This is a genomic window from Rubrivivax soli (genome assembly GCF_049810355.1).
In the GTDB taxonomy this organism is placed as follows: Bacteria; Pseudomonadota; Gammaproteobacteria; order Burkholderiales; family Burkholderiaceae_C; genus Rubrivivax.
The window spans coordinates 1,850,377-1,874,428 of record NZ_CP187368.1; the positions used below are offsets into that span (position 1 = coordinate 1,850,377).

Consider the following 24,052-nt stretch of genomic DNA (forward strand, 5'->3'; position numbering starts at 1 on the left):
GGCGGGCGTCAATGCACACCGTCGCGGTAGGCCGCGACGAAGGCTGCGGCGTTCTGCGCCGTCGTCTCGGGCATCTGGCCCGGGCGGTAGAGCTCGCTGCCCAGCCCCGCGCCGGTGCAGCCGGCCCGCAGGTAGTCGGCCAGGTTGGCCGGGCTGACGCCGCCCACCGCCAGCAGAGGCAGGTCGGGCGGCAGCACGGCGCGCAGCGCCCTCACGTGCCCTGGCCCCAGCGAGCCGGCCGGGAAGATCTTCACGCCCGCGGCACCGGCACGCCAGGCCGCGAACACCTCGCTCGGCGTCATCGCGCCCGGCAGCGCCACCAGGCCGCGCGCCACGCCGTCCGCCACCAGGGCCTCGTCGACGTGTGGAGACACGGCCAGCCGGCCGCCGGCCGCCTGCAATTGGTCCAGATGCCGGGCCGTCAGCACGGTGCCCGCGCCCACCAGTGCCTGCGGCGCCAGCTGCACGATGGCACGCACGCTGTCGGCCCAGTCGGGCGAATTGGTCGGCACCTCGATGGCGTCGAAGCCGGCATCGAGCAGCGCACGCGCGTGCGCCCCCGCCTCCGCGGGCGTGATGCCGCGCAGGATGGCCACCAGCGGCAGGGCCGTGGGCCAGCCCCTCGGTGCGCCGGCCGGGCTCAGTTCGCCTGCCCCAGCTGCTCCAGGATCGCCGGGTTCTCCAGCGTGCTGGTGTCCTGCGTGATGGCCTCTCCCTTGGCGATGCTGCGCAGCAGACGGCGCATGATCTTGCCGCTGCGGGTCTTGGGCAGGTTGTCGCCGAAGCGGATGTCCTTGGGCTTGGCGATCGGGCCGATCTCCTTGGCCACCCAGTTGCGCAGCTCGTTCGCCAGCTTCTTCGCCTCGTCGCCGGTGGGGCGCGGGCGCTTGAGCACCACGAAGGCGCAGATGGCCTCGCCGGTGGTGTCGTCGGGGCGGCCCACCACGGCGGCTTCGGCCACCAGCTCGGTGTGGCTGACCAGCGCCGACTCGATCTCCATCGTGCCCATGCGGTGGCCGCTGACGTTCAGCACGTCGTCGATGCGGCCGGTGATGGTGAAGTAGCCGGTCTTCGCATCGCGGATCGCGCCGTCGCCGGCCAGGTAGTACTTGCCCTGGAAGTCGGCCGGGTAGTAGCTCTTCTTGAAGCGCTCGGGGTCGCCCCAGATCGTGCGGATCATGCTCGGCCACGGCTTCTTCACGACCAGGATGCCGCCCTGCCCGTTCGGCACGTCCTTGCCCGTCTCGTCGACGATCGCGGCCATGATGCCCGGGAAGGGCAGCGTGCACGAGCCCGGCACCAGCGTGGTGGCGCCCGGCAGCGGCGTGATCATGTGGCCGCCGGTCTCGGTCTGCCAGAAGGTGTCGACGATGGGGCAGCGGCCGCCGCCCACGTGCTTGTGGTACCACTCCCAGGCCGCCGGGTTGATGGGCTCGCCCACCGAACCCAGGATGCGCAGCGACGACAGGTCGTAGCGCTTCGGGTGCACCGCCTCGTTGCCTTCGGCGGCCTTGATCAGGCTGCGGATCGCGGTGGGCGCGGTGTAGAAGATGCTGACCTTGTGGTCCTGGATCATCTTCCAGAAGCGGCCGGCGTCCGGGAACGTGGGCACGCCCTCGAACACGATCTCGGTGCCGCCCAGCGCCAGCGGGCCGTAGGTGATGTAGGTGTGGCCAGTGACCCAGCCGATGTCGGCCGTGCACCAGAACACGTCGTCGGGCTTCAGGTCGAAGGTCCACTTGGTCGTCAGCGCCGCGTGCAGCAGGTAGCCGCCGGTGCTGTGCTGCACGCCCTTGGGCTTGCCGGTGGAGCCGCTGGTGTACAGCAGGAACAGCGGGTGCTCGGCGCCCACCCATTCCGGCTCGCAGGTGCTGGCCTGGCCGGCCAGCAGGTCGGCCAGCCAGCGGTCGCGGCCGGCGGTCATCGCAATCGCGCCGCCGGTGCGCTGGTGCACGACGACGTTCTTCACGCTGTCGCAGCCGCCCAGCGCCAGTGCCTCGTCGACGATGCTCTTCAGCGGCAGGGCCTTGCCGCCGCGCTGCTGCTGGTCGGCGGTGATCACGGCCACGGCGCCGGTGTCCTCGATGCGGTCGCGCAGGCTCTGCGCGCTGAAGCCGCCGAACACCACCGAGTGGGTGGCGCCGATGCGGGCGCAGGCCTGCATGGCAGCCACGCCTTCCACGCCCATCGACATGTAGATGACGACGCGGTCGCCCTTCTGGATGCCCAGCGACCGAAGTCCGTTGGCCATCTGGCACACCAGCGCCAGCAGTTCGCTGTAGCTGACGCGGCGCACCTCGCCGCCGTCGGCCTCGAAGATGATCGCGGTCTTGTCGCCCAGGCCCCGTTCGACGTTGCGGTCCAGGCAGTTGTAGCTGGCGTTCAGCGTGCCGTCCTCGAACCACTTGAAGAACGGCGCCTCGCTGTCGTTCAGCACCTTGGTGAACGGCGTCTTCCAGCTGATCAGCTCGCGCGCGAGACGCGCCCAGTAGCCCGCGTAGTCGGTCTCGGCTTCCTTGCACAGGGCCTCGTAGGCGGCCATGCCCGAGACGTGGGCCCCGGCGACGGCATTGGCCGGCGGCGGGTACAGGGAATACTCGGTCGGGGCGTCGGCGTTGGCCATGTCTGTCGTCTCCTTGGTGTGGTCGGGTGCGGTGATCCGATGGGCGCGACTGTGTTCCGGGGCTCTTACGAACCGCTGACGGCCGGGACCAGCCCCGGGCACCGGCGGCGCGTGAAGGACGCGAAAGGCGCGAACTACAATTTACGCCTTCCCACGAACCCCCTGCCCATGAGCCAAGAACCCGCCGGCATGCCGTCCCGCCTGGGGCCCCTGCCGAGCCTGATCTTTGCCAGCCGCTGGCTGCAGTTGCCGCTGTACCTGGGGCTGATCCTGGCGCAGGCCGTCTACGTCTTCCACTTCTGGGTCGAGCTGGTGCACCTCATCGAGGCGGCCTTCGGCAACCAGGACGCGCTGGTCAAGCTGGTCAGCAGCATCGGCTACAAGAGCGACGTGCAGGTCACGGCGCTGAACGAGACCATCATCATGCTGGTGGTGCTGGCGCTGATCGACGTGGTGATGATCAGCAACCTGCTGATCATGGTCATCGTCGGCGGCTACGAGACCTTCGTCTCGCGGCTGAACCTCGAAGGCCACCCCGACCAGCCCGAGTGGCTGAGCCACGTCAACGCCAGCGTGCTGAAGGTCAAGCTGGCCACCGCCATCATCGGCATCAGCTCGATCCACCTGCTGAAGACCTTCATCAACGCCGCGAACTACAGCGAGAAGGTGCTCATCTGGCAGACGGTGATCCACATCGCCTTCCTGTTCTCGGCACTGGCCATCGCGCTGGCGGACCGCGTCATGGTGCATGCGGCCAAGGACGGCCACTGAGCAGCGCTGCGCGCGCCCCCGGCCATGACCGACGGCGGCCAGGGCGCCGCCGCTAGGCCTTGCCGCGGCGCCGGCGCCGGGCCAGCACCACCTTGGCGCGCCAGGCCAGCGTGACCAGCAGGTAGCCCAGCAGCCCGAACCCGGTGGCGAAGATCGCCAGGCCCAGCAGCAGCGGCTTGCCGGCCTGCCGGACGCGCTGCCAGGCGCGTTCCCACCAGGTGTCCGCCGGCGTGGCCACGGGCCGTGCGTCCTGCGGCGCCCCCGCGCCGCCGTCGCCCAGGATCGTGCTGCCAGTGCGCCAGGCCGCGTAGTACACCGGCCCGAAGGTGATGGGGTTGGTGACCAGCGTGCTGGCCACCGCCATCGGCACGTTGGCGCGCAGCAGCACGGCCGCGCCGCCGGCCAGGGGAATCTGCGCGATCGGGATCAGCAGCCCGAAGAACAGCCCCAGCGCCAGGCCGAGCGCCACGCCGCGGCGGTTCAGGTGCCACAGGCGCGGGTGGTGCAGCGCCGGGCCGATCCAGCGCAGCCACCGGTTGGCCTGCACCGCCTGCGGGCTGGGCAGCCAGCGTTGCCAGCCGCCGGTCTTCAAGGCGCCTCGCCCGGCTTCGGCTGGTTGGTTGGCGGCTGGCCAGCCTTCGACGGCACACCCAGGTGCAGCGCCGCCTTGGCGAGCAGGTTGGCCGACACCGGCGCCGTGATGAACAGGAACAGCGTGATCAGCAGTTCGGGCACGCCGAACTCGCCGCGCCACCACGACACCGCCAGGCTGGCCAGCAGCACGCCGCCCACGCCCAGCGTGGTGGCCTTGGTGGGCGCGTGCAGCCGCATGTAGAAGTCGGGGAAGCGCAGCATGCCGATCGCGCCGACCAGCGTGAACACGCCGCCCGTCACCAGCAGCGCGGCCACGGCCCATTCCATCCACAGCGGCAGTGTGTGCACCCCGTTCTCCCCGTCACTCGACCACGTCGCCGCGGCTGACGTAGCGCGCCAGCGCCACGGTGGACACGAAGCCCAGCATCGCGATGATCAGCGCGGCCTCGAACAGCAGCGCCGTCTGCCAGCGCATCCCGAGCAGGATCACCAGCGCCACGGCATTGATGTACAGCGTGTCCAGCGCCAGCAGACGGTCGGTGACCTCGGGCCCGCGCAGCAGCCGCCAGCCGCACAGCAGCATCGCCAGCGCGACGGCGCCGAGCGCGAAGTCCAGGCCCAGGGCGAGCGGGCTCATCCGAAGATCTCCATCAGCGGCGCTTCGTAGCGCTGGCGGATCTGCGCCGCCAGCGCGGCCGGGTCGTCGCAGTCCAGCGCGTGCACGAGGATCTGCCGGCGTTCCTCGTCGACCACGCACGACACGGTGCCGGGCGTGGTGGTGATGACGGCGGCCAGCAGCGTGATCGCGGTCGGGTGCGTCAGTGCCAGCGGCACCGGCACCCAGGCCGGCTGCGGCGCCGCACGCGGGTCGAGCACCAGGCGCGCGACGGTGAGGTTCGAGACCACGATGTCCCACAGCACCAGCGCGACGAAGCGCAATGCAACCAGCGGCGCGCGCAGCCGCGTGGCCGGCCCCAGGAAGCCGTGCAGCAGGCGCGGCAGCAGCAGCGCCAGCACCGCCGCGCTGATCAGCTGCGGCACGGCCAGGCTCTGCTGCAGCATCAGCCAGACAGCGGCGATCAGCAGCGACAGCACCGGGCGGGACAACCAGCCGGCGCGGCGTTGCCGGCCCGGCGGCGGGGACGTGTCGTGGCGGCTCACCGCGGTGCCTCCGGGGCGATGCGGTACGGCCGCGTGGTCCGGGTCTGCAGGCCCTGCGGGCCCAGCACGGCCTCGGCGTAGGCGCGGCGGTCCAGCAACTGCGCGGCGGCGGCGTCGGTGTAGCGCTGCAGCGGTGCGGCGAACGCGCTCATCGCGACGCCCAGGCCCAGCAGCGCGACGGTCGCCAGCACCAGGCGCGGGCTGGCGCCGGACGCCGCACTGGGCAGCTCGCGGCGCACGCTCCAGAACAGGATGCTGCCGGCCCGCGCCAGGCCGACCAGCGTGAGGAATCCCACCAGCAGCACCACCACCCACACCGCCACGGCTGCGGCGTGCGGCTGCGCGGCCTGCAGCAGCATCAGCTTGCCGATGAAGCCCGGCAGCGGCGGCAGGCCGGCCGTGGACGCGGCCGCCAGCAGCAGCAGCGTGCCCAGCAGCGCCGGCTGCGCCACCGGCGACGCGGGCTCCAGCCGCGCTCCGACCTCGCCCCGCTGCGCCGCCACCAGCTCGGCCAGCAGGAACAGCCCGGCGATCACCAGCGTGCTGTTGGCCATGTAGTACAGCGCCGCCGACCAGGCGGCGGCGCCGAACAGCCCCAGCGCCGCCAGCACCGTGCCCACCGACGCCACCGTCAGCCAGGCCACCAGCCGCGGCAGCGTGTGCGCTGCCAGCGCGCCCAGCACGCCGACGACCGAGGTCGCCAGCGCCAGCGGCAGCAGCAGCGGCTGCACCGTGAAGGCGGCGTCGCCGGCCTCGGCGCCGAAGACCACGCCGTGCACGCGCACGATGGCGTAGACGCCGACCTTGGTCATGATCGCGAACAGCGCCGCCACCGGCGCGCTGGCGGCGGCGTAGGTGGCCGGCAGCCACATCGCCAGCGGCATCAGCGCCGCCTTGAAGCCGAACACCACCAGCAGGATCAGCGCCGCGGCCTGCAGCAGCAGCGCGTCGGGGCCGCTCACCTGCGGCACGCGCAGCGCCAGGTCGGCGAAGTTCAGCGTGCCGGTCAGTGCGTACAGCAGCGCCACGCCGACCAGGAACAGCGCCGACGCCACCAGGTTCAGCACCACGTAGTGCACGCCGACGCGGAACCGTTCGCGCCCCTGGCCGTGCAGCATCAGCACGTAGCTGGCGATCAGCAGCACCTCGAAGAAGACGAACAGGTTGAACAGGTCGCCGGTGACGAAGGCGCCGTTCAGGCCCATCAGCTGGAACTGGAACAGCGCGTGGAAGTAGCGGCCGTGCGCGTCCCAGCCGCCGCTGGCGTAGACCAGCACCGGCAGCGCCACGCAGGCGGTCAGCAGCAGCATCAGCGCCGACAGGCGGTCGACCACCAGCACGATGCCGAACGGCGCGGGCCAGTCGCCGACGCGGTACACGCGCAAGGCGCCGGCATCGGCCTCGAGCACCAGCCGCGCGGCCAGCACCAGGCCCAGCGCCACCGAGGCCAGCGCGATGCGCCGCGCCCACAGGCGCTTGTGGTGGCCATGCTGGCCCGAGGTGTCGCCGGCGGCGTCGCCCACCAGCAGCAGCAGGACCGCCGTGGCCGCCGGCAGCAGCACCGGCAGGATCGCCAGGTGGGTGTCGAAGAAGGCTGCCAGGGTCATGGGCGCGGCTCCTGGCCTTGCGCCTGCCCTTCCAGCCGACCGTCCACCTGGTCGGTGCCGCTCTCGTGGCGGCTGCGCAGCGCCAGCTCGATCACGAAGCCGGTGGTGGCGAAGCCGATCACGATGGCCGTCAGCACCAGCGCCTGCGGCAGCGGGTCGGCCACCGCCGTGGTGCCGGCGACGATGGGCGCGGCGTTGCTCCACAGCCGGCCCATCGCGAAGATGAACACGTTGACCGCGTAGCCCAGCAGCGTGAGGCCCAGCACCACCGGGAAGGTGCGGCCGCGCAGCAGCAGGTAGATGCCGCAGGCGACGACCCAGCCGATGCCGCTGGCCACCAGGAGCTCCATGCTGATCATGCCGGGCGCTCCTTGCTGGCCGCGCCCAGCGCCGACAGCATCAGCATCGTCGCCCCGACCACGGTGATGTACACGCCCAGGTCGAACAGCGCGGCGGTGGCCAGCGGCAGCTCGCCCAGCACCGGCACCACCGGGTGGCCGAAGGCGCTGGTGAGGAAGGGCCGGCCCAGCACGAAGGCGCCCACGCCGGTGAGCGCCGCGATGCCCAGGCCGGTGCCGATCCAGCGCGTGTAGCGGCGGCCGCCGCCTGCACGCAGCAGGGCCTCGGCGCGGTCCTGGCCCAGCGCCATGTACTGCAGCACCAGCGCGATGGCCGTGACCAGGCCGGCGATGAAGCCGCCGCCGGGCAGGTTGTGCCCGCGCCAGAAGATGTAGACGCTGGCCACCAGCGCCAGCGGCAGCACGATGCGCGCGGCCACGCGCAGCATCAGCGGCTGGCGGTCGAAGCTCCAGGCGCGGCCCTGTGCGTCGGCCTGCGGCTTGCGCACGCGCAGGCCGTCCAGCAGCGCCAGCACGCCCACCGCCGCGATGCCCAGCACGGTGATCTCGCCGAAGGTGTCGTAGCCGCGGAAGTCGACCAGGATGACGTTGACGGCGTTGGTGCCGCCGCCCAGGGGAACGCTGTTCTGCAGGAAGTACCAGGCGATCGCGTCGTGGTCGCGCGTCAGCACCAGCCAGGTGATCCAGGCGATGCCGCCGCCGCCGGCCAGCGCCAGCAGCGCGTCGCGCGCCTTGCGCCGGGCGCTCGACTCGCGCGGCGTGGTCTGCGGCAGCAGCGCCAGGCCCATCAGCAGCAGCGCGGTCGACACCACCTCCACCGACAGCTGGGTCAGCGCGAGGTCGGGTGCCGAGAAGGCCAGGAAGGTCAGCGCGGTCACCAGCCCGACCACGCCCACCAGCACCACGGCGCGGAAGCGGTCGTGGTGGCCGAGCACCAGCGCCGCGCCGGCCGCCAGCAGCAGCGCCCACGCCACCAGCGCCAGCGGCGTCGCCGGCAACAGCGTGCGCGTGCCGGTGCCCGGCGCGTCGCCCGAACCGGCCAGCCAGGGCCAGGCCGCCAGCAGCACGGCCGAGGCCACCATCCACGCCGCGTAGCGCTGCAGCGAGCCGTTCTCCAGCCGCTGCGTGAACCTGCCGGCCAGCGCGAACAGGCCGTCGATCGCGCGCGTGAAGACCAGCCGCCCCGTCCAGCCCCGGGGGTGGTGCAGGTGCAGGTTGAAGCGCCGCTGCAGCGCGAAGTACATCGCCACGCCGAGCACCAGCGCCACCGCGCTCATCGCCAGCGGCAGGTTGAAGCCGTGCCAGATCGACAGGTGGTAGTCGGGCGGCGGCGCGCCCAGCACGGCGGTGGCCGCCACGTGCACCAGCGGCCCGAAGGTCAGGGCCGGCGCCACGCCGACGAGCACGCACACCGCCACCAGCAACGCCACCGGCGCCTTCATGAACGGCGGCGGTTCGTGCGGATGGGGGTTCGGCAGGTTCTTCGGCGGGCCGTTGAAGAACACGTCGTGGATGAAGCGCAGCGAGTAGGCCACCGAGCAGATGCCGCCGAGCGTGGCCGCCAGCGGCACCAGCACGTTCCACGCCGTGCCGTGCGCCACGCCCACGGCTTCGGTGAAGAACATCTCCTTCGAGATGAAGCCGTTGGCCAGCGGCACGCCGGCCATCGAGGCGGCGGCCACCATCGCCAGCGTGCCCGTCCAGGGCATCAGCCGCATCAGTCCACCGAGCTGCCGCATGTCGCGCGTGCCGGTCTCGTGGTCGACGATGCCGGCCGTCATGAACAGCGAGGCCTTGAAGGTGGCGTGGTTGAGGATGTGGAACACCGCCGCCACCGCCGACAGCGGCGACGCCAGCCCGATCAGGAACGTGATCAGCCCCAGGTGGCTGATGGTCGAGTACGCCAGCAACCCCTTCAGGTCGTGCTTGAACACGGCCACGTAGGCGGCAAAGACCATCGTCACGAGGCCGGTCGTGGCGACGACGGTCTCGAACAGCCCGCTGCCGCCCAGCACCGGGTACAGCCGCGCCAGCAGGAAGATGCCGGCCTTCACCATCGTCGCCGAGTGCAGGTAGGCCGACACCGGCGTCGGCGCGGCCATCGCCTCGGGCAGCCAGAAGTGGAACGGCCACTGCGCGCTCTTCGTGAAGCAGCCGATGAGCACCAGCACGGTGGCCAGCGGGAACAACGCGTGCGCGCGGATCTGCGCCGTGCGCTCGAACATCTGCGACAGCTCGAAAGTGCCGGCGATGTGGCCCAGCAGCAGCACGCCGGCCAGCAGCACCAGCCCGCCGCCACCGGTGACGGCCAGCGCCATGCGCGCGCCGGCCCGCGCCTCGGCCTTGTGGCCCCAGTAGCCCACGAGCAGGAACGAGGAGATGCTGGTCAGCTCCCAGAACACCACCAGCAGCAGCAGGTTGTCCGACAGCACGATGCCCAGCATCGCCGCCATGAACAGCATCAGCAGCGTGTAGAACTTGCCGGCCGGGTCTTCCTTGCCGAGGTACCAGGCGGCATACAGGATGATCAGCAGCCCGATGCCGGTGATCAGCCCGGCGAACATCAGCGCCAGGCCGTCGAGGCGGAAGCGCGCGTTCAGGCCGATGGCCGGCACCCAGTCGCCGCCCTGCAGCAGCACCTGGCCGCCGAACACCGCCGACGCCTGCGCCAGCAGCAGCGCCAGCGCCGCGGCCGTGACCGCCGCCGCCAGCCAGGCCGTGCGCCGCCGCCCGGCGGGCGTCTCCACGCGGCCGCTCCACCAGCACAGCAGGGTGCCGAGCAGCAGCGGCAGCAGGACGATGGCGGGCAGCGCGGGCATCCGGTGGGCAGGCGCCGGGGGGGCGTGGGAACGTGGAAGGCCGCGCATTCTAGGAACGTCGGGCCGGCGCAGCGGCAGAAGACCCGCCAAGCGGCGGGACAGCGGCGCCCGACTTGCGCCGCGCCCGCCGATCAGGCAGCCGTCAGCGCGCTGGCTACACTTTCGGGCTGGGCGGCGCCACGCCGCCCACCGTGCCAGCACCGAAAGCCGCCATGACCACCACCATCCGCCACGCCGATCTCGTCGACACCGTCGCCGCCGCGCTGCAGTACATCAGCTACTACCACCCGGCGGACTACATCGCCCACCTGGCACGCGCCTACGCCGGCGAACAGAGCCCGGCGGCCAAGGACGCGATCGCGCAGATCCTGACCAACTCGAAGATGTGCGCCGAAGGCCGGCGCCCGATCTGCCAGGACACCGGCATCGTCAACGTGTTCCTGAAGATCGGCATGGACGTGCGCTTCGAGGGCTTCCCGGGCTCGATCGAGGACGCCGTGAACGACGGCGTGCGCAAGGGCTACCTCGACAAGGACAACGTGCTGCGCGCCAGCGTGCTGGCCGATCCGATCTTCGAGCGCAAGAACACGAAGGACAACACCCCGGCCGTCGTGCACATGAGCGTGGTGCCGGGCAACACCGTGGACGTGACGGTGGCGGCCAAGGGCGGCGGCAGCGAGAACAAGAGCAAGTTCGTGATGATGAACCCCAGCGACAACCTGGTCGACTGGGTGCTGAAGACGGTGCCGACCATGGGTGCCGGCTGGTGCCCGCCGGGCATGCTGGGCATCGGCGTCGGCGGCACGGCCGAGAAGGCCATGCTGCTGGCCAAGGAAGTGCTGATGGAGCCGATCGACATGTTCGACCTGCTCGCCCGCGGCCCGCAGAACAAGCTCGAGGAACTGCGCATCGAGCTGTACGAGAAGGTCAACGCGCTGGGCATCGGCGCGCAGGGCCTGGGCGGGCTGACCACCGTGCTCGACGTGAAGATCGCCACCTGGCCCACCCACGCGGCCAGCAAGCCGGTGGCCATGATCCCCAACTGCGCGGCCACGCGCCACGCGCACGTGGTGCTCGACGGCTCGGGCCCGGCCTACCTGGAGCCGCCGAGCCTGGACCTGTGGCCCGACGTGCACTGGCAGCCCGACTACAACAAGAGCCGCAAGGTCGACCTGAACACGCTGACGCCGGCCGAGGTGGCGAGCTGGAAGCCGGGCGAGACGCTGCTGCTCAACGGCAAGATGCTCACCGGCCGCGACGCCGCGCACAAGCGCATCGCCGACATGCTGGCCAAGGGCGAACCGCTGCCGGTGGACTTCACCAACCGCGTCATCTACTACGTGGGCCCGGTGGACCCGGTGCGCGACGAAGTCGTGGGCCCGGCCGGCCCGACCACCGCCACGCGCATGGACAAGTTCACCGAGATGATGCTGGCCCAGACCGGGCTGATCAGCATGATCGGCAAGGCCGAGCGCGGGCCGGTGGCCATCGAGGCCATCCGCAAGCACAAGAGCGCCTACCTGATGGCCGTGGGCGGCGCCGCCTACCTGGTGGCCAAGGCCATCCACGGCGCCAAGGTGGTGGGTTTCGCCGACCTGGGCATGGAAGCCATCTACGAGTTCGACGTCAAGGACATGCCGGTCACGGTGGCGGTGGACAGCAACGGCACCAGCGTGCACAACACCGGCCCGAAGGAATGGCAGGCGAAGATCGGCAAGATCCCGGTCACAGTCGCCTGAACGTCTCGTGACCCAGCGCTTCGAGGTCCACCCGCAGAACCCGCAGCCGCGGCTGCTGAAGCAGGCGGCGCAGATCCTGCACGAGGGCGGCATCGTCGCGGTGCCGACCGACTCGAGCTACGCGCTGGTCTGCCACCTCGACGACAAGGCGGCGGTGGAGAAGCTGCGCCGCATCCGCGAAGTCGACGAGAAGCACCACCTCACGCTGCTGTGCCGCGACCTGTCGGAGCTGGCCACCTACGCGCGGGTCGACAACCGCCAGTACCGGCTGCTGAAGCTGGGCACGCCCGGACCCTACACGTTCATCCTCGACGCCACGAAGGAGGTGCCGCGGCGCGTGTCGCACCCGTCGCGGCGCACGATCGGCCTGCGCGTGCCCGAGCACCGCGCATTGCAGGAACTGCTGGCCCTGATGGGCGAGCCGCTGCTGGCCACCACGCTGATCCCGCCCGGCGAGACCGAACCGCTGAACGACGCCGACACCATCATCGATCGCTTCGGCAAGGCCCTGCAGGCCGTGGTCGACGCGGGCGCGTGCCCGATGGCGCCGACCACCGTGGTCGACCTCAGCGGCGACGAGCCGGTGGTGGTGCGCCAGGGGCGCGGCGAGCTGGCGCGGATCGGGCTGTAGCGGCCCGATCCGGCCATGCTCGGCGCTACTGCGCCGCGCCCGACAGCCAGGCCTTGCGGATCAGCCGCCCGCACTGCACCGACGGCCAGGCGCCGTTCTGCGCCATGCGCGCCACCACGCCGTAGTACGTCTTCGACTTGTCGATCCACGGGTAGAAGCCGAACGCGCCCGGGCTGCTGAACGCGCCGTCGCCCGTCACCGGATCGTCCTCGACCCAGTGCCCGGCGGCGTAGTGCCAGCTCTCGGTGGCCGGCAGCGGCGCGAACACGGCCTGGTCCAGCCCGCAGGTGGCGGCGTTGGTGCACACCGCGCCGCTGCCCAGCAGCGCCGCGATGTGCAGCTGGCCCTTGAGCATCTTGCGCAGCAGCAGCGCGTAGGCGTCGGGCGACATGATCGCGCCGCCGGCCACCTGCGGCTGGCTGAAGCTCAGCGCGACGTCGGTGCCGAGCTGCGCGCGGATCGCCGTGGCCAGCGTCTGGTTGCTCTTGCCGCCCAGTCCGATCAGGCTGGCATGCGCCTGCATGTGGCCGCCGTCGTAGAGGAAGCGGCCGTCGAACTCGGGCGTGTAGGTGCCGTTGCCGTCGCTGGCCAGGCAGCTGTCGACGGTCTGCGTCGGCTGGCAGCTGCGCAGGCTGACGTAGCCCGCGCGCAGCGTGAGGAACCTGCGGTCGGTGTCGTTGAGCTGGCCGCCGCGCAGCTGCGCGACGTAGCTGCCGTAGACCCACTTCGAGGCCGAGGCGATGCTCATCGGGAAGGCCGGCTTGTACGCGGTGGTGCTGCCGGGCGCGAGCTCGGACCCCGACACCAGCCGGCTGTCGCGCCCGCCGACTTCCCAGTAGAACGGTCGGATGGCAGCGCACGCGTTGGTGCTGCTCCGGGCCGTGGCGGTGGCGGCCGCGGCGCGCTGCGTGTCGCTCGGCGCCTGTTGTTGCGCCAGGCCCTGCAGCAGGCCGGCGGCCTGGCCGGGAGGGGGCGGCGCGTCGGCCGCCTCCGGCGCATCGGGATCGCCGCCGCCGCAGGCGGCCAGCGCCAGCGTGGTGGTCAGGGACAGCAGGAACCGGGCAGGCAGACGTCGCATCCCCGAGGTATCGGTCGCGCGCACGCTGCGCTGCAGCACGCAGCTGCAAGCCTTTGTGAGGAGGGTGTCCGGCCGCCTGGCGCCGGGCCGGCCGCTCGGCGGCGGCTACAGCGCCGCGGTCACCACCAGCTCGACCTTCCAGGTCGGCTTGGCCAGCGCCGCCTGCACGGTGGCCCGCGGCGGCGCGTTGCCGGCCGGCAGCCACGCTTCCCACACTGCGTTCATGGCCGGAAAGTCCGCCAGGTCGGCGATGAAGATCTGCACGCGCAGCAGCTTGCTCTTGTCGGTGCCGGCACGGGCCAGCAGCTTGTCGATGGCGGCCAGCACCTGCTGCGTCTGGCCGGTGATGTCCTGCGTGTCGTCGGCGGCGACCTGGCCGGCCAGATAGCAGACGCCGTTGTGCACGGCCATTTCCGACAGGCGCGTGCCGACGTCGAAACGCTGGATCGTCATGACTTGTGTCCCTTGTGATGGTGGTGTTTGCCGTGCGGCTGCGCGGACTTTGCGGCCGGCGCCGCCGCGGCCTTCTGCCCCAGGCGCGACTCGGTGCCGGCCAGCAGCTTGCGGATGTTGCCCTCGTGGCGCCACACGAGCAGCAGGCTCATCGCGATGATGGCCAGCAGCGACGGCGCCACGCCCCAGATCAGCGCCTGGTAGAACGGCGCGAAGGCCGCCGCCACCAGCGAGGCCAGCGACGAATAGCGGAAGAACGCGGCCACGATCACCCACGACAGCAGGGTCGCGAGACCGAGGCCGGGGTTGATCGCCAGCAGCACGCCGGCGGCGGTGGCCACGCCCTTGCCCCCCTCGAAGCGGAAGAACACCGGCCACAGGTGGCCGATGAAGGCGGCCAGACCGGCGAAGGCCGCCGCGGTGGAGCCGAGGCCGAACTGCGGCCCGAACATCAGCACCAGCAGCACGGGCACGTAGCCCTTGAGCGCGTCGAAGGCCAGCGTCAGCACCGCCGCGGCCCGGTTGCCCGAGCGCAGCACGTTGGTGGCACCGGGGTTCTTCGAGCCGTAGGTGCGCGGGTCCGACAAGCCCATCAGGCGGCTGACGATGACCGCGAACGAGAGGGAGCCGACGAGATACGACGCCAGCAATGCGACGCCAAGTGACAATCCAGACATGCCGCAAGTTTACGTCCCGACACCGGTGGCCCCGGCGCTGCCCGGCGGCGGGGTGCGGCGGTCCTGTTGCAATGTCAGGCGTCGTGCATGCGGCAAGAACTGACACAGTACCCCGCAGAAATCGCTCAGAATCCAGCCCCAGAAGACCAAGACAGCCGGACCAGGGACGAGGCCTCAGCCAGATGACAGCACCTGCATGCAGCGGAAATCGATAACCACGGCACAGGCCGCCGAGCGGCTGGGTGTGTCGCCGCAGACGATCCAGAAGTGGGTCGACGCCGGTCACCTGCCGGCCTGGAAGACCATGGGCGGCCACCGCAGGCTGGACGCCGATGCCGTCGACCGCATGGTCGACCAGCGCAACTCGCACTTCGGCGCGCACGCGCCGGTCGGCGAGTCCATCCTGCTGGTCGAGGACAACGACGTCACCGCCGCGGTGCTCGAAGCCCAGATCGGCGAGCTGCGCCCCTCGGCGCGGCTGCGGGTGTTCGGCGACGGCTTTGCGGCCCTGCTCGACGCCGGGCGCGAGGTGCCCGACTGGCTGATCACCGACATCGACCTGCCCGGCATGGACGGCCTGGCGATGATCCGCCAGCTGCAGTCCAACCCGGCCACGCGCGCGATGCGCATCGTGCTGGCCACCAGCCACACCGATGCCGAACTGCAGCGCTTCGGCCCGCTGCCCGAGGGCGTGCCGCTGCTGCGCAAGCCGGTCACGGCCGAGGCGCTGGCGGCGGTGCTGGACGCGCCCGCCGCGCGAACGGCGGTCTGAACCAGGGCGCGCCTACAGCGCGCAGCGCACCGGCTTCGCGCCCAGCAGCTGCACCAGCACCGCCGGCGCGATGCCCACCAGGTAACCGCGGCGGCCGCCGTTGATCAGCACGCGCGGCAGCGCCAGCACCGTCGCTTCCACGTACACCGGCATCGCCTTCTTCGTGCCGAAGGGCGAGGTGCCGCCGACCAGGTAGCCGCTGTGGCGCTGCGCGACCTCGGGCGCACACGCGCTGACGGCCTTGGCGCCGATGTCGCGGGCCAGGTTCTTCGTGCTCACCTGCTTGTCGCCGTGCATCAGCACGATCAGCGGCTGCGCGCGTTCGTCCTGCATCACCAGCGTCTTCACGACCTCGTGCTCGGGCACGCCGAGCTGGCGCGCCGATTCCGACGTGCCGCCGCGGTCGACGTAGTCGTAGGGGTGCTCGCTGAAGTCCACCCCGGCGCGGCGCAGCGCCTGCGTCGCCGGGGTCTCGCTCACGTGCTTGTCCTTCTTCGCCATCGCGCCCGCCCTGACGTGATCACTGCGCGGGGTCGCGGTGGCGCCAGCGGATCGCGTCGATGGCGGCCAGCAGCTCGGGCGAGAGCACCGTGTCCCAGGCCGCGAGGTTCTCGTCGAGCTGCGCGACGGACGTGACGCCGATGATGGTGCTGGCCACGCGCCAGCTGCGGTAGCAGAAGGCCAGCGCCAGCTGCGTGGGCGTCAGGCCGTGCGCGCGCGCCAGCGCGTTGTACTGGCGCGCCGCGGCCAGCGTCTCGTCGCGCGCCCAGCGCTGCAGCCGCATGCTCGGGAACTTCGCCAGCCGGCCCAGCTGCGGCTGGTCGGGGTCGAAGCCCGGGCGGTCGTACTTGCCGGTCAGCGTGCCGAAGCCCAGCGGCGAATACGCCAGCAGCGACACGCCGGTGCGGTGCAGCGCCTCGTCCAGGCCGTTGTCGACCGCGCGGTTCACCAGCGCATACGGGTTCTGCACGCTCGCCACGCGCGGCAGGCCGTGCTGCTCGGCCAGCCGCACGAACTCGGCCAGGCCCCAGGGCGTCTCGTTGGACAGCCCGATGTGGCGCACCTTGCCGGCCCGCACCAGGCCGGACAGCGCCTGCAGCTGCTCGTGGATGCTGGTGTACGCGCGGTCCTTGGACGGGTCGAAGTAGAGCGCGCCGAACGATGGCGCGTTGCGGTTGGGCCAGTGGATCTGGTACAGGTCGATGACGTCGGTCTGCAGCCGGCGCAGGCTGTCGTCGCAGGCCTGCACGATCTCGGCCGGCAGCAGGTTGTCGCTGCCGTTGCGCACCCAGTCCATGTTGCGCGACGGCCCGGCCACCTTGGTGGCCAGCACGACACGACCGCGCGCGTCGGGGCGCCTGGCGAACCAGCGGCCGATGATGGTCTCGGTGGCGCCGTAGGTCTCGCGCCGTGCCGGCACCGCATACATCTCGGCCGTGTCGATGAAGTTGAGGCCGCGGGCCAGCGCGTGGTCGAGGATGGCGTGCGCGTCGGCCTCGCCGACCTGTTCGCCGAAGGTCATCGTGCCCAGGCAGACCTTGCTGACCTCCAGGTCGCTGTGGCCGAGACGGGTGGATTGCATGCGGGCTCCGGTGCGAAGGACAAACGTGCAGTGTGCCGCAGCGCAGCACCGCTTGCACAATCGCCGCCATGCCCCGCCCCCGGCCGCCGCTGCATGCCGCCACGTGAACGCCGCGCCGTTCCCGCGGCGCTGGCAGTGCTGGCGGCCCACGCGCTGCTGCTGGCGGCGCTGCTGCAGGCCGGCGTCTGGCGCGACCGCACCGCCGCGCCTCCTGCCGGTGCACCGCTGGTGGTGCGCCTGCTCAGCCTGCCACCGGCAGCCCCGCCGCCGGTGGCCGTGGTCGCGGCGCAGCGGCCGCCGCGTCCACGGGCCCTGCCGGCAGCCGCTGCAGCCGTCCAGCCCGCACTGGAGGTGCCCGCTGCTGCCGCGCTGCCGCCGGCTGCGGACCCCACGCCGGCCCCGCCGCCCACGGCCGGCTTCGACCCTGCCCCGCCGCGCCCGCTGCTGCTGGACCTGCCGCGCAGCGCGTCGGCGCCGCAGCGCCAGCGCCCTCCGGCGCTGGACGACCCGCGCGCCAACACGCCCGCTGCCACGCTGGAGTCGCGCATCGGCGCGGCCACCGGCGACGGCCGCTGGAGCGTGGAGCAGTTGCCCGACGGCAGCCGGCGCTACCGCCGCGGCAGCGAGTGCCGGCAGGTGCGGCCGGCGCGCACGACCCAGCTCGACCCCTTCAACAGCGCCGTCTACACGCCGCCGCCGGCGGCCGGCGGCTGCTGAGCGGCGGCACGTGCCTGCGCGCGCGCTTCCTCCTGCAGCCGCAGCACGCGGCGCTGCACCTTGCCGGTGGTCGTCATCGGCAGCGCGTCGATGAACTCGATCTCCTTCGGGTATTCGTAGGGCGCCAGCCGCCCGCGCACGTGCTGCTGCAGCGCCGCCACCAGCGCGTCGCCGGCCTCGAAGCCCGGCGCCAGCACCACGTAGGCCTTGACGACGGCACCGCGCTCGGCGTCGGGCTTGGGCACCACCGCGGCGTTGGCCACCGCGGGGTGCTTGACGAGGCAGTTCTCGACCTCGCTGGGCCCGATGCGGTAGCCCGCGGCCTTGAACATGTCGTCGCTGCGGCCCTGGTACCAGAGGTAGCCGTCGGCATCCATCACTGCCATGTCGCCGGTGCGGCACCAGCTGTCGTCCGGGCTGCCCGTGTACTTGGCGCGCGTCGCGGCGTCGTTGTTCCAGTAGCCCAGGAAGAACACCGGGTCGGGGTCGCCGTGCACGTCGCGCCGGTGCACCGCCACGTCGCCGGGCGTGCCGCGCGGGCACTCGCGGCCGGCGTCGTCGATCACGGCCACGCGGTGCCCGGGGTAGGCCCGGCCCATGCTGCCGGCGCGCGCCGGCCAGCCCGGGTGCGCGTGCCCGTGCACGTCGACATAGCGGCCGGAGTTGCCGACGATGTAGTTGATCTCGGTCTGGCCGAACATCTCGTTGACGGTCAGGCCCAGCGCGTCGCGGCACCACGCGAAGACGGCATCGCCCACGGCCTCGCCGGCGCTCATCACCGCGCGCAGCCGCAGCGCGAAGCGCGCGCGCGGGCGCGGCACCGCCTTCATCATCGCCTTCAGCGCCGTGGGAAACAGGAAGCTGTGCGTGACGCCGTGGCGCTCCATCAGCGCGAAGGCGGTCTCGGGCGCGAAGCGGCCCTGCCAGGCGACGATCTCGCGGCCGAAGTACAGCGTGGGCAGCAGCGCGTCCATCAGGCCGCCGGTCCAGGCCCAGTCGGCGGGGCTCCAGAACACGGCGTCGTCGACCCCGCCGGCCACCGACGGAAACCAGTCCTGGCTGCAGACGAAGCCCGAGAGGTTGCCGATCAGCGCCCGGTGCGGCACCAGCGCGCCCTTGGGCGGGCCGGTGGTGCCGCTGGTGTAGATCAGCAGTGCGGCGTCGTCGGCGCGCGTGCCGCGCGCCGTGAAGGTGGCGTCCTCGCGCGCGAGCGCGGCGCCCCAGTCGACGTCGCCCAGCCCCGCGGCCGCGCCCACAGCGACCACGCTGCGCAGCGCCGGGCACTGCGGGCGCACCGCCAGCAGGGCGTGCACGGCGTGTTCGTCGACGATGGCCAGCACCGCGCCGCTGTCCTGCAGCCGGAAGGCCAGCGCGTCGGGGCCGAACAGCATCGCCAGCGGCATCGCCACCGCACCCAGCAGCGACAGCGCCATGTGCGCCACCGCGGTCTCGGGCCGCTGCGGCATCACGATCGCCACGCGCTCCCCGCGCTGCACGCCCAGGCGCTCCAGCGCGGCGGCGAGCTGACGCGCCTGTGCGTCGAGGGCCCGGTAGCTCAGCGTGCCGTGCGCGCCGGACTCGGTCTCCCAGCGGATCGCGATGCGGTCGGTGTGTGCCCAGCGCGCGCTGCAGGCGTGGCCGATGTTGAAGTCCGGCGGGACCTGCCAGCGCAGACCCGCGTGCAGGGCGGCATGGTGGTCTTCGGCAGCGGCGGCCGGGTCGGCAGCGGCGGAAACGTGCGGAAATGGCATCGCGGCAGCTTAAGTCGGGCGCGCCAGCCGCGGCCTCGGGAGCTTCACCCAGTGGCGCGGTCAAGTTCTGCTGACAGGGGCCGAAATGCTGGCAGTGCCGGCGCCGCCAATGCCGCCTTGCTGCGGCGCCCGGCCCATGCCCCGAACAACAACCAGAGCACGCCCACCATGCAACTGACCGCGCTGTCGGCCGTGAAGCACCGCATCCGTGTCGGTGAACCGCTGCCCTTCAACGTCCGCAATGCCGACCGCACGCTGCTGCTGGCCCGGGGCCAGCCGGTGGGCAGCAGCGCGCAGCTGGAGGCGCTGTTCGACCGCGGCGCGCTGGTCGACATCGCCGAGCTGCAGAGCACGGCCGAGAAGCTGCACCTGCTGCCGCGCGAGCAGCTGCCGCAGCGCTGGCGGCAGTGCATGGACAACGTGGCGCGCACGCTGGAACAGGCGCCGCACGACGACTTCCGCAGCGCGCTGGACGACGCCGCCACGCCGGTGCTGGCGCTGATCGAGCGCGATCCCGACCTCGCGATCTTCCAGGTGCTGCGCAACGAAGGCGGCGCCGGCACGGCCTACGGCGTGCGCCGCTCGCTCAACAGCGCCATCACGGCCTTCCTGGTGGCCCAGCGCCTGGCCTGGCACCCCGAGGCGGTGGAGCGCGTGTTCAAGGTGGCGTTGACGATGAACATCGCCATGCTGGAACTGCAGGGCGCGCTGGCGCGCCAGCGCGGCGCGCCCACGCCCGACCAGCTGCAGCGGCTGCGCATGCACCCGCTGATGGGCATGGAGCAGCTGCAGCAGGCCGGCGTGCACGACGCCGACTGGCTGCAGGCCGTGGCCACGCACCACGAGCACGAGGACGGGAGCGGCTACCCGCACGGCAGCCGCGACATCAGCGAGCTCGCCTCGCTGGCGCGGCGCTGCGATGCGTACACGGCCAAGCTGTCGGCACGCAGCTTCCGCGACGCGCTGTCGGCCGACGTCGCGGGCCGGCAGATGTTCATGCAGGACCCCGGCCACCCAATGACGGCGGCGCTGGTGAAGGAGTTCGGCGTCTACCCGCCCGGCTGCTTCGTGCGCCTGGCCTCCGGCGCCACCGCGGTGGTGGTGGAGCGCGGCGAGATGGTGACGACGCCTGTGGTCGCCTGCCTGACCCACGCCGACGGCATGCCGCTGCCGCAGCCCGAGCGCCGCGAGACCTCGCAGCCGCAGCACCGCATCGTCGGCGTCGTGGGCGAGCGCAGCATCAACGTGCGCATCACCGCCGAGAAGCTGATGGCGCTGACGATGCGCTGAGCGCGCGCTTCAGCCCCGGGCGCGGCCGAGCCGCGCCAGCGCGTCGCCGCTGACACGACAGATGCGCCAGTCGGGCATCACCGTGGCACCCATGCGCTCGTAGAAGCCGATGGCGTTCTCGTTCCAGTCGAGCACGCTCCACTCGAAGCGCCCGCAGCCGCGTTCGACCGCCAGCGCCGCCAGCCGCTCGAGCAAGGCCTGGCCGATGCCGTGGCCGCGCCAGGCCGGCTGCACGTACAGGTCTTCCAGGTACAGCCCCGGCCGGGCCAGGAAGGTCGAGAAGTTGGTGAAGAACAGCGCGAACGCCACCACCACGCCGTCGGTCTCGGCCACCTGGGCTTCGGCGACCGGGCGCGCTCCGAACAGGTGCGGGTGCAGCGCTTCGGGCGTGGTCTGCACCAGATGCGAGAGCTGCTCGAACGCGGCCAGTTCGTGGATCAGGCCGCTGATGGCGGGCAGGTCGCGCGGCTCGGCGGCACGCAGCGTGAAAGAGGGTGGGCTTGACATGCCGGCATTGTCGCGCCCGCGGCAGCGCCGGCCCGGCCGCTGGCCTACAGTGCCGCCATGCACGACACCGTACCCTACCGCGCCCGGCACGCCGCCCTGAGCGAATTCCACCCGCTGCGCGGCCTGCGCTACCACGTGCAACGCTGGGGCGACGCGGCGTGTGTCGATGCCGGGCGCCCGCCGCTGGTGGTGCTGCACGGCTGGATGGACGTGGGCGCCTCGTTCCAGTTCGTGGTGGACGCGCTGGCCGAGGCCGAAGGCCGCCAGCGTCTGGTGCTGGCGCCCGACTGGCGCGGCTTCGGCCGCACCGAGGCCCCGCCGACCGACACCTACTGGTTCCCCGACTACCTGGCCGACCTGGACGCGCTGCTCGACCGCGTGGCGCCCGACGGCGTGATCGACCTGGTGGGCCACAGCATGGGCGGCAACGTCGCGATGAGCTACGCCGGCCTGCGCCCCGCGCGCATCCGCCGCCTCGTGAACCTGGAAGGCTTCGGCCTGCCCGACACGCACCCCAGGCAGGCGCCGCGGCGGCTGGTGCAGTGGCTGGACGAGTTGAAGACGCCGGCCACGCTGCGCAGCTACGACAGCCTGGCGGCCGTGGCCGAGCGGCTGCGCCAGAACAACCCGCTGCTGAGCGCCGACAAGGCGGCCTGGCTGGCCCCGCACTGGGCCGCGCTGCAGCAGGACGGCCGCTGGCACATCCAGGGCGACCCGGCGCACAAGCGCGTCAACCCGGTGCTCTACCGCCGCGAGGAGGTGCTGGAGACCTGGAAGGCCATCACCGCGCCGGTGCTGTGGGTGGAAGGCGACCAGACCGACATCGCCAAGTGGTGGGGCCAGCGCTACCCGCGCGCCGACTTCGAGGCCCGCCTCGCGGTGGTGCAACAACTGCAACGGCATGCCCTGTCCCCGTGCGGCCACATGCTGCACCACGACCAGCCCCAGGCCCTCGCTGCACGCCTGGCAGCCTTCCTGGCCACCTGAGGCGCCACGGGTTTCTTTTGCTGACAAGCACTTGCGGCTCGGTGCGCGGAACCGTCACGCAGTCGTGGCATCGTGTCGGTGGTTAGGCACTATCCTTGCAAGCAAGCTTGCGTCCGTCCACTCAGTGAGGCACCCATGCGCACATTCCGCACCCTGATGAAGTCGTTCCTTGTCGGCCTGGCGTTCGTCGCCACGCAGGCTTCGGCCCTCGTGTTCGTCGACGACACCACCGACAGCGCCACGTTCAACCGCCCGCTGGTCGATTTCAGCGACCTGTCAGCCCTGGGCACCGACGTCAGCTACGACACCTTCAGCTTCAGTGTCGACACGGCTGGCGAGTACAGCTTCCGCAGCATCGCGCTGCCGATCGCCGACAAGTGGGACAACATGCTGTTCCTGTACGCCGGCAGCTTCGACCCGAGCGACGCGCTGGCCAACGGCATCGTCGGCAACGACGACCTCAACGGCAACATCGGCTTCTCGGGCTTCAACATCGAGCTCGTCACCGGCGTCGCCTACGTGCTGGTGACCACCGGCTTCGAGAACGTCATCGACGCCGGCCGCTACCTGACGCTGATCCGCGGCCCCGGCGACATCATCGCGGCGGTGCCCGAGCCCGAGACCTACGTCATGCTGCTGTCGGGCCTGGCGGTGCTGGTCTTCCTGGCACGCCGCCGCCGCCAGTCCTGAGCCGGCCTGCGGCACCCTGTCACGGCGCCTGCGGGCGCCGTTTTTCATGGCACGCCCCGGCCCGGTGCCCCGTGTCAAAATCGCGGGCTTCCGCCCGACCCAGGCACACACCGGGCCCCTCGCGGGCCACACCGCCTCCATGGACATCGAACGCATCAACTCGATCGGCACGCTGCTCGCCGACCTGAGCGCCCGGACCCAGCAGCTCCGGGGGTATCTTTGACTACGACCGCAAAGCCCTGCGGTTGAACGAAGTCAATGCCGCGCTGGAGAACCCCGCGGTCTGGAACGAACCCAAGCGCGCCCAGGAACTGGGGCGCGAGAAGAAATCGCTGGAGACCGTGGTCGAGACAATCAACCACCTCACCAGCAACATCGCCGACAACACCGAGCTGTTCGAGATGTCCAAGGCCGACGAGGCCTTCGACGACCTGCTGGCCATCGAGGCCGAGGCGAACACGCTGCGCGAGACGGTGGAGCAGCTCGAGTTCCGCCGCATGTTCAGCAACCCGGCCGATCCGGGCAACTGCTTCGTCGACATCCAGGCCGGCGCCGGCGGCACCGAGGCCTGCGACTGGGCCGGCATGCTGCTGCGCCAGTACCTGAAGTACTGCGAGCGCAAGGGCTTCACGGCCACCGTGGAAGACGAGACGCCGGGCGACGTGGCCGGCATCAAGAGCGCCACGCTGAAGGTCGAGGGCGACCACGCCTTCGGCCACCTGCGCACCGAGACCGGCGTGCACCGCCTGGTGCGCAAGAGCCCCTTCGACAGCGCCGGCGGCCGCCACACCAGCTTCGCCAGCCTGTTCGTGTACCCCGAGATCGACGATTCGATCGAGATCGAGATCAACCCTGCCGACGTGCGCACCGACACCTTCCGCGCCAGCGGCGCCGGCGGCCAGCACATCAACAAGACCGATTCGGCGGTGCGGCTCACGCACATCCCCACCGGCATCGTCGTGCAGTGCCAGGACGGCCGCAGCCAGCACAGCAACCGCGACGTGGCCTGGAAGCGGCTGCGCTCGCGGCTGTACGACCACGAGATGCGCAAGCGCCAGGAAGAGCAGCAGAAGCTCGAAGACACCAAGACCGACGTCGGCTGGGGCCACCAGATCCGCAGCTACGTGCTGGACCAGAGCCGCATCAAGGACCTGCGCACCAACGTCGAGATCAGCAACACGCAGAAGGTGCTCGACGGCGATCTCGACCCCTTCATCGTCGCCAGCCTGAAGCAGGGGCTGTGA

Annotated in this window: 26 protein-coding genes; 10 read left to right on the forward strand and 16 right to left on the reverse strand. The window is 71.7% G+C overall.

Going from position 1 to position 24,052, the window contains the following annotated elements; all coding sequences use genetic code 11:
* Positions 1–8: 8 nt before the first annotated feature.
* Together ACPOLB_RS08420 and acs are read right to left on the reverse strand one after the other, a co-directional pair.
* The gene (locus ACPOLB_RS08420; protein ID WP_425260874.1) at positions 9–596 is read right to left on the reverse strand and encodes a 2-dehydro-3-deoxy-6-phosphogalactonate aldolase; all 588 of its coding nucleotides are present in this window, start codon (positions 594–596) and stop codon (positions 9–11) included.
* Positions 597–640: 44 nt separating this feature from the next.
* Positions 641–2,623: an acetate--CoA ligase gene (acs, locus tag ACPOLB_RS08425; RefSeq protein ID WP_425260875.1), complete on the reverse strand. Its 1,983-nt coding sequence runs from the start codon at positions 2,621–2,623 to the stop codon at positions 641–643.
* 168 nt (positions 2,624–2,791) lie between these two features.
* Here acs and ACPOLB_RS08430 point away from each other — a divergent pair, with 168 nt between their 5' ends.
* A complete protein-coding gene (locus ACPOLB_RS08430; protein ID WP_425260876.1) occupies positions 2,792–3,394 on the forward strand; it encodes a YqhA family protein in 603 nt (200 codons plus the stop codon).
* A 52-nt stretch (positions 3,395–3,446) separates the two neighbouring features.
* Here ACPOLB_RS08430 and ACPOLB_RS08435 read toward each other — a convergent pair whose 3' ends face one another.
* The 7 genes from ACPOLB_RS08435 to ACPOLB_RS08465 are packed head-to-tail and all read right to left on the reverse strand — an operon-like array spanning position 3,447 to position 9,934.
* A complete protein-coding gene (locus ACPOLB_RS08435) occupies positions 3,447–3,986 on the reverse strand; it encodes a DUF2062 domain-containing protein (RefSeq protein WP_425260877.1) in 540 nt (179 codons plus the stop codon).
* A complete protein-coding gene (locus ACPOLB_RS08440) occupies positions 3,983–4,336 on the reverse strand; it encodes a Na+/H+ antiporter subunit G (protein ID WP_425260878.1) in 354 nt (117 codons plus the stop codon). The genes ACPOLB_RS08435 and ACPOLB_RS08440 overlap by 4 nt, the downstream gene beginning before the upstream one ends.
* A gap of 13 nt (positions 4,337–4,349) precedes the next feature.
* Positions 4,350–4,625, reverse strand: a complete 276-nt coding sequence (locus ACPOLB_RS08445) for a K+/H+ antiporter subunit F (protein WP_425260879.1) — start codon at positions 4,623–4,625, stop codon at positions 4,350–4,352.
* Complete coding sequence (locus tag ACPOLB_RS08450) at positions 4,622–5,149, reverse strand: Na+/H+ antiporter subunit E (RefSeq protein ID WP_425260880.1); 528 nt, start codon at positions 5,147–5,149, stop codon at positions 4,622–4,624. The genes ACPOLB_RS08445 and ACPOLB_RS08450 overlap by 4 nt, the downstream gene beginning before the upstream one ends.
* The gene (locus ACPOLB_RS08455) at positions 5,146–6,756 is read right to left on the reverse strand and encodes a monovalent cation/H+ antiporter subunit D (protein WP_425260881.1); all 1,611 of its coding nucleotides are present in this window, start codon (positions 6,754–6,756) and stop codon (positions 5,146–5,148) included. Before ACPOLB_RS08455 ends, ACPOLB_RS08450 begins: the two co-directional genes overlap by 4 nt.
* The gene (locus ACPOLB_RS08460; RefSeq protein ID WP_425261897.1) at positions 6,753–7,106 is read right to left on the reverse strand and encodes a Na+/H+ antiporter subunit C; all 354 of its coding nucleotides are present in this window, start codon (positions 7,104–7,106) and stop codon (positions 6,753–6,755) included. The genes ACPOLB_RS08455 and ACPOLB_RS08460 overlap by 4 nt, the downstream gene beginning before the upstream one ends.
* Before the next feature lie 5 nt (positions 7,107–7,111).
* Positions 7,112–9,934 (reverse strand): monovalent cation/H+ antiporter subunit A, encoded by a 2,823-nt coding sequence (locus ACPOLB_RS08465; protein WP_425260882.1) that lies wholly within the window; start codon positions 9,932–9,934, stop codon positions 7,112–7,114.
* Between the two features lie 212 nt (positions 9,935–10,146).
* Between ACPOLB_RS08465 and ACPOLB_RS08470 the strand changes: the two genes are divergently transcribed.
* Positions 10,147–11,673, forward strand: a complete 1,527-nt coding sequence (locus tag ACPOLB_RS08470) for a fumarate hydratase (RefSeq protein WP_425260883.1) — start codon at positions 10,147–10,149, stop codon at positions 11,671–11,673.
* 7 nt (positions 11,674–11,680) lie between these two features.
* Positions 11,681–12,304 carry an L-threonylcarbamoyladenylate synthase gene (locus tag ACPOLB_RS08475; protein WP_425260884.1) on the forward strand — a complete coding sequence of 208 codons (624 nt, stop codon included), beginning with the start codon at positions 11,681–11,683 and terminating at the stop codon, positions 12,302–12,304.
* A gap of 25 nt (positions 12,305–12,329) precedes the next feature.
* Here the strand turns inward: ACPOLB_RS08475 and ACPOLB_RS08480 are convergent, their stop codons facing one another.
* The 3 genes from ACPOLB_RS08480 to plsY form a co-directional block, all read right to left on the reverse strand.
* Entirely contained in the window at positions 12,330–13,382 is a 1,053-nt protein-coding gene (locus ACPOLB_RS08480; protein WP_425260885.1) for a hypothetical protein, read from the reverse strand.
* A 105-nt stretch (positions 13,383–13,487) separates the two neighbouring features.
* Positions 13,488–13,835 (reverse strand): RidA family protein, encoded by a 348-nt coding sequence (locus ACPOLB_RS08485; RefSeq protein ID WP_425260886.1) that lies wholly within the window; start codon positions 13,833–13,835, stop codon positions 13,488–13,490.
* Entirely contained in the window at positions 13,832–14,512 is a 681-nt protein-coding gene (gene plsY, locus ACPOLB_RS08490) for a glycerol-3-phosphate 1-O-acyltransferase PlsY (RefSeq protein ID WP_425260887.1), read from the reverse strand. Before plsY ends, ACPOLB_RS08485 begins: the two co-directional genes overlap by 4 nt.
* A 196-nt stretch (positions 14,513–14,708) precedes the next feature.
* On the opposite strand from plsY, the gene ACPOLB_RS08495 reads away from it, so the two are divergent.
* Positions 14,709–15,284, forward strand: a complete 576-nt coding sequence (locus ACPOLB_RS08495; protein ID WP_425260888.1) for an excisionase family DNA-binding protein — start codon at positions 14,709–14,711, stop codon at positions 15,282–15,284.
* 12 nt (positions 15,285–15,296) lie between these two features.
* On the opposite strand, the gene ACPOLB_RS08500 is transcribed toward ACPOLB_RS08495, so the two are convergent.
* Together ACPOLB_RS08500 and ACPOLB_RS08505 are read right to left on the reverse strand one after the other, a co-directional pair.
* On the reverse strand, positions 15,297–15,785 hold the full coding sequence (locus ACPOLB_RS08500; protein ID WP_425260889.1) for an aminoacyl-tRNA deacylase: 489 nt from the start codon (positions 15,783–15,785) through the stop codon (positions 15,297–15,299).
* 19 nt (positions 15,786–15,804) lie between these two features.
* Positions 15,805–16,866: an aldo/keto reductase gene (locus tag ACPOLB_RS08505; protein ID WP_425260891.1), complete on the reverse strand. Its 1,062-nt coding sequence runs from the start codon at positions 16,864–16,866 to the stop codon at positions 15,805–15,807.
* Between the two features lie 93 nt (positions 16,867–16,959).
* Here ACPOLB_RS08505 and ACPOLB_RS08510 point away from each other — a divergent pair, with 93 nt between their 5' ends.
* Positions 16,960–17,583 carry a hypothetical protein gene (locus ACPOLB_RS08510; protein ID WP_425260892.1) on the forward strand — a complete coding sequence of 208 codons (624 nt, stop codon included), beginning with the start codon at positions 16,960–16,962 and terminating at the stop codon, positions 17,581–17,583.
* Here the strand turns inward: ACPOLB_RS08510 and ACPOLB_RS08515 are convergent.
* Positions 17,550–19,334: an acyl-CoA synthetase gene (locus ACPOLB_RS08515; RefSeq protein ID WP_425260893.1), complete on the reverse strand. Its 1,785-nt coding sequence runs from the start codon at positions 19,332–19,334 to the stop codon at positions 17,550–17,552. The genes ACPOLB_RS08510 and ACPOLB_RS08515 overlap by 34 nt on opposite strands.
* Before the next feature lie 168 nt (positions 19,335–19,502).
* Between ACPOLB_RS08515 and ACPOLB_RS08520 the strand changes: the two genes are divergently transcribed.
* A complete protein-coding gene (locus tag ACPOLB_RS08520; RefSeq protein ID WP_425260894.1) occupies positions 19,503–20,624 on the forward strand; it encodes an HD-GYP domain-containing protein in 1,122 nt (373 codons plus the stop codon).
* 9 nt (positions 20,625–20,633) lie between these two features.
* Here ACPOLB_RS08520 and ACPOLB_RS08525 read toward each other — a convergent pair whose 3' ends face one another.
* Positions 20,634–21,131 carry an N-acetyltransferase family protein gene (locus ACPOLB_RS08525; protein WP_425260895.1) on the reverse strand — a complete coding sequence of 166 codons (498 nt, stop codon included), beginning with the start codon at positions 21,129–21,131 and terminating at the stop codon, positions 20,634–20,636.
* Between the two features lie 57 nt (positions 21,132–21,188).
* Between ACPOLB_RS08525 and ACPOLB_RS08530 the strand changes: the two genes are divergently transcribed.
* The 4 genes from ACPOLB_RS08530 (at position 21,189) to prfB (ending at position 24,052) form a co-directional block, all read left to right on the forward strand.
* Positions 21,189–22,118, forward strand: a complete 930-nt coding sequence (locus ACPOLB_RS08530) for an alpha/beta fold hydrolase (RefSeq protein ID WP_425260896.1) — start codon at positions 21,189–21,191, stop codon at positions 22,116–22,118.
* A gap of 135 nt (positions 22,119–22,253) precedes the next feature.
* A complete protein-coding gene (locus ACPOLB_RS08535; RefSeq protein ID WP_425260897.1) occupies positions 22,254–22,808 on the forward strand; it encodes an FxDxF family PEP-CTERM protein in 555 nt (184 codons plus the stop codon).
* Between the two features lie 46 nt (positions 22,809–22,854).
* Positions 22,855–23,031, forward strand: a complete 177-nt coding sequence (locus ACPOLB_RS08540; RefSeq protein WP_425262012.1) for a hypothetical protein — start codon at positions 22,855–22,857, stop codon at positions 23,029–23,031.
* Positions 22,948–24,052, forward strand: a protein-coding gene (prfB, locus tag ACPOLB_RS08545) for a peptide chain release factor 2 (protein WP_425260898.1) whose coding sequence is annotated in 2 segments (ribosomal slippage) — positions 22,948–23,028 and positions 23,030–24,052 — 1,104 coding nt in all. Because the reading frame shifts where the segments join, the coding sequence is not laid out codon by codon here. The genes ACPOLB_RS08540 and prfB overlap by 84 nt, the downstream gene beginning before the upstream one ends.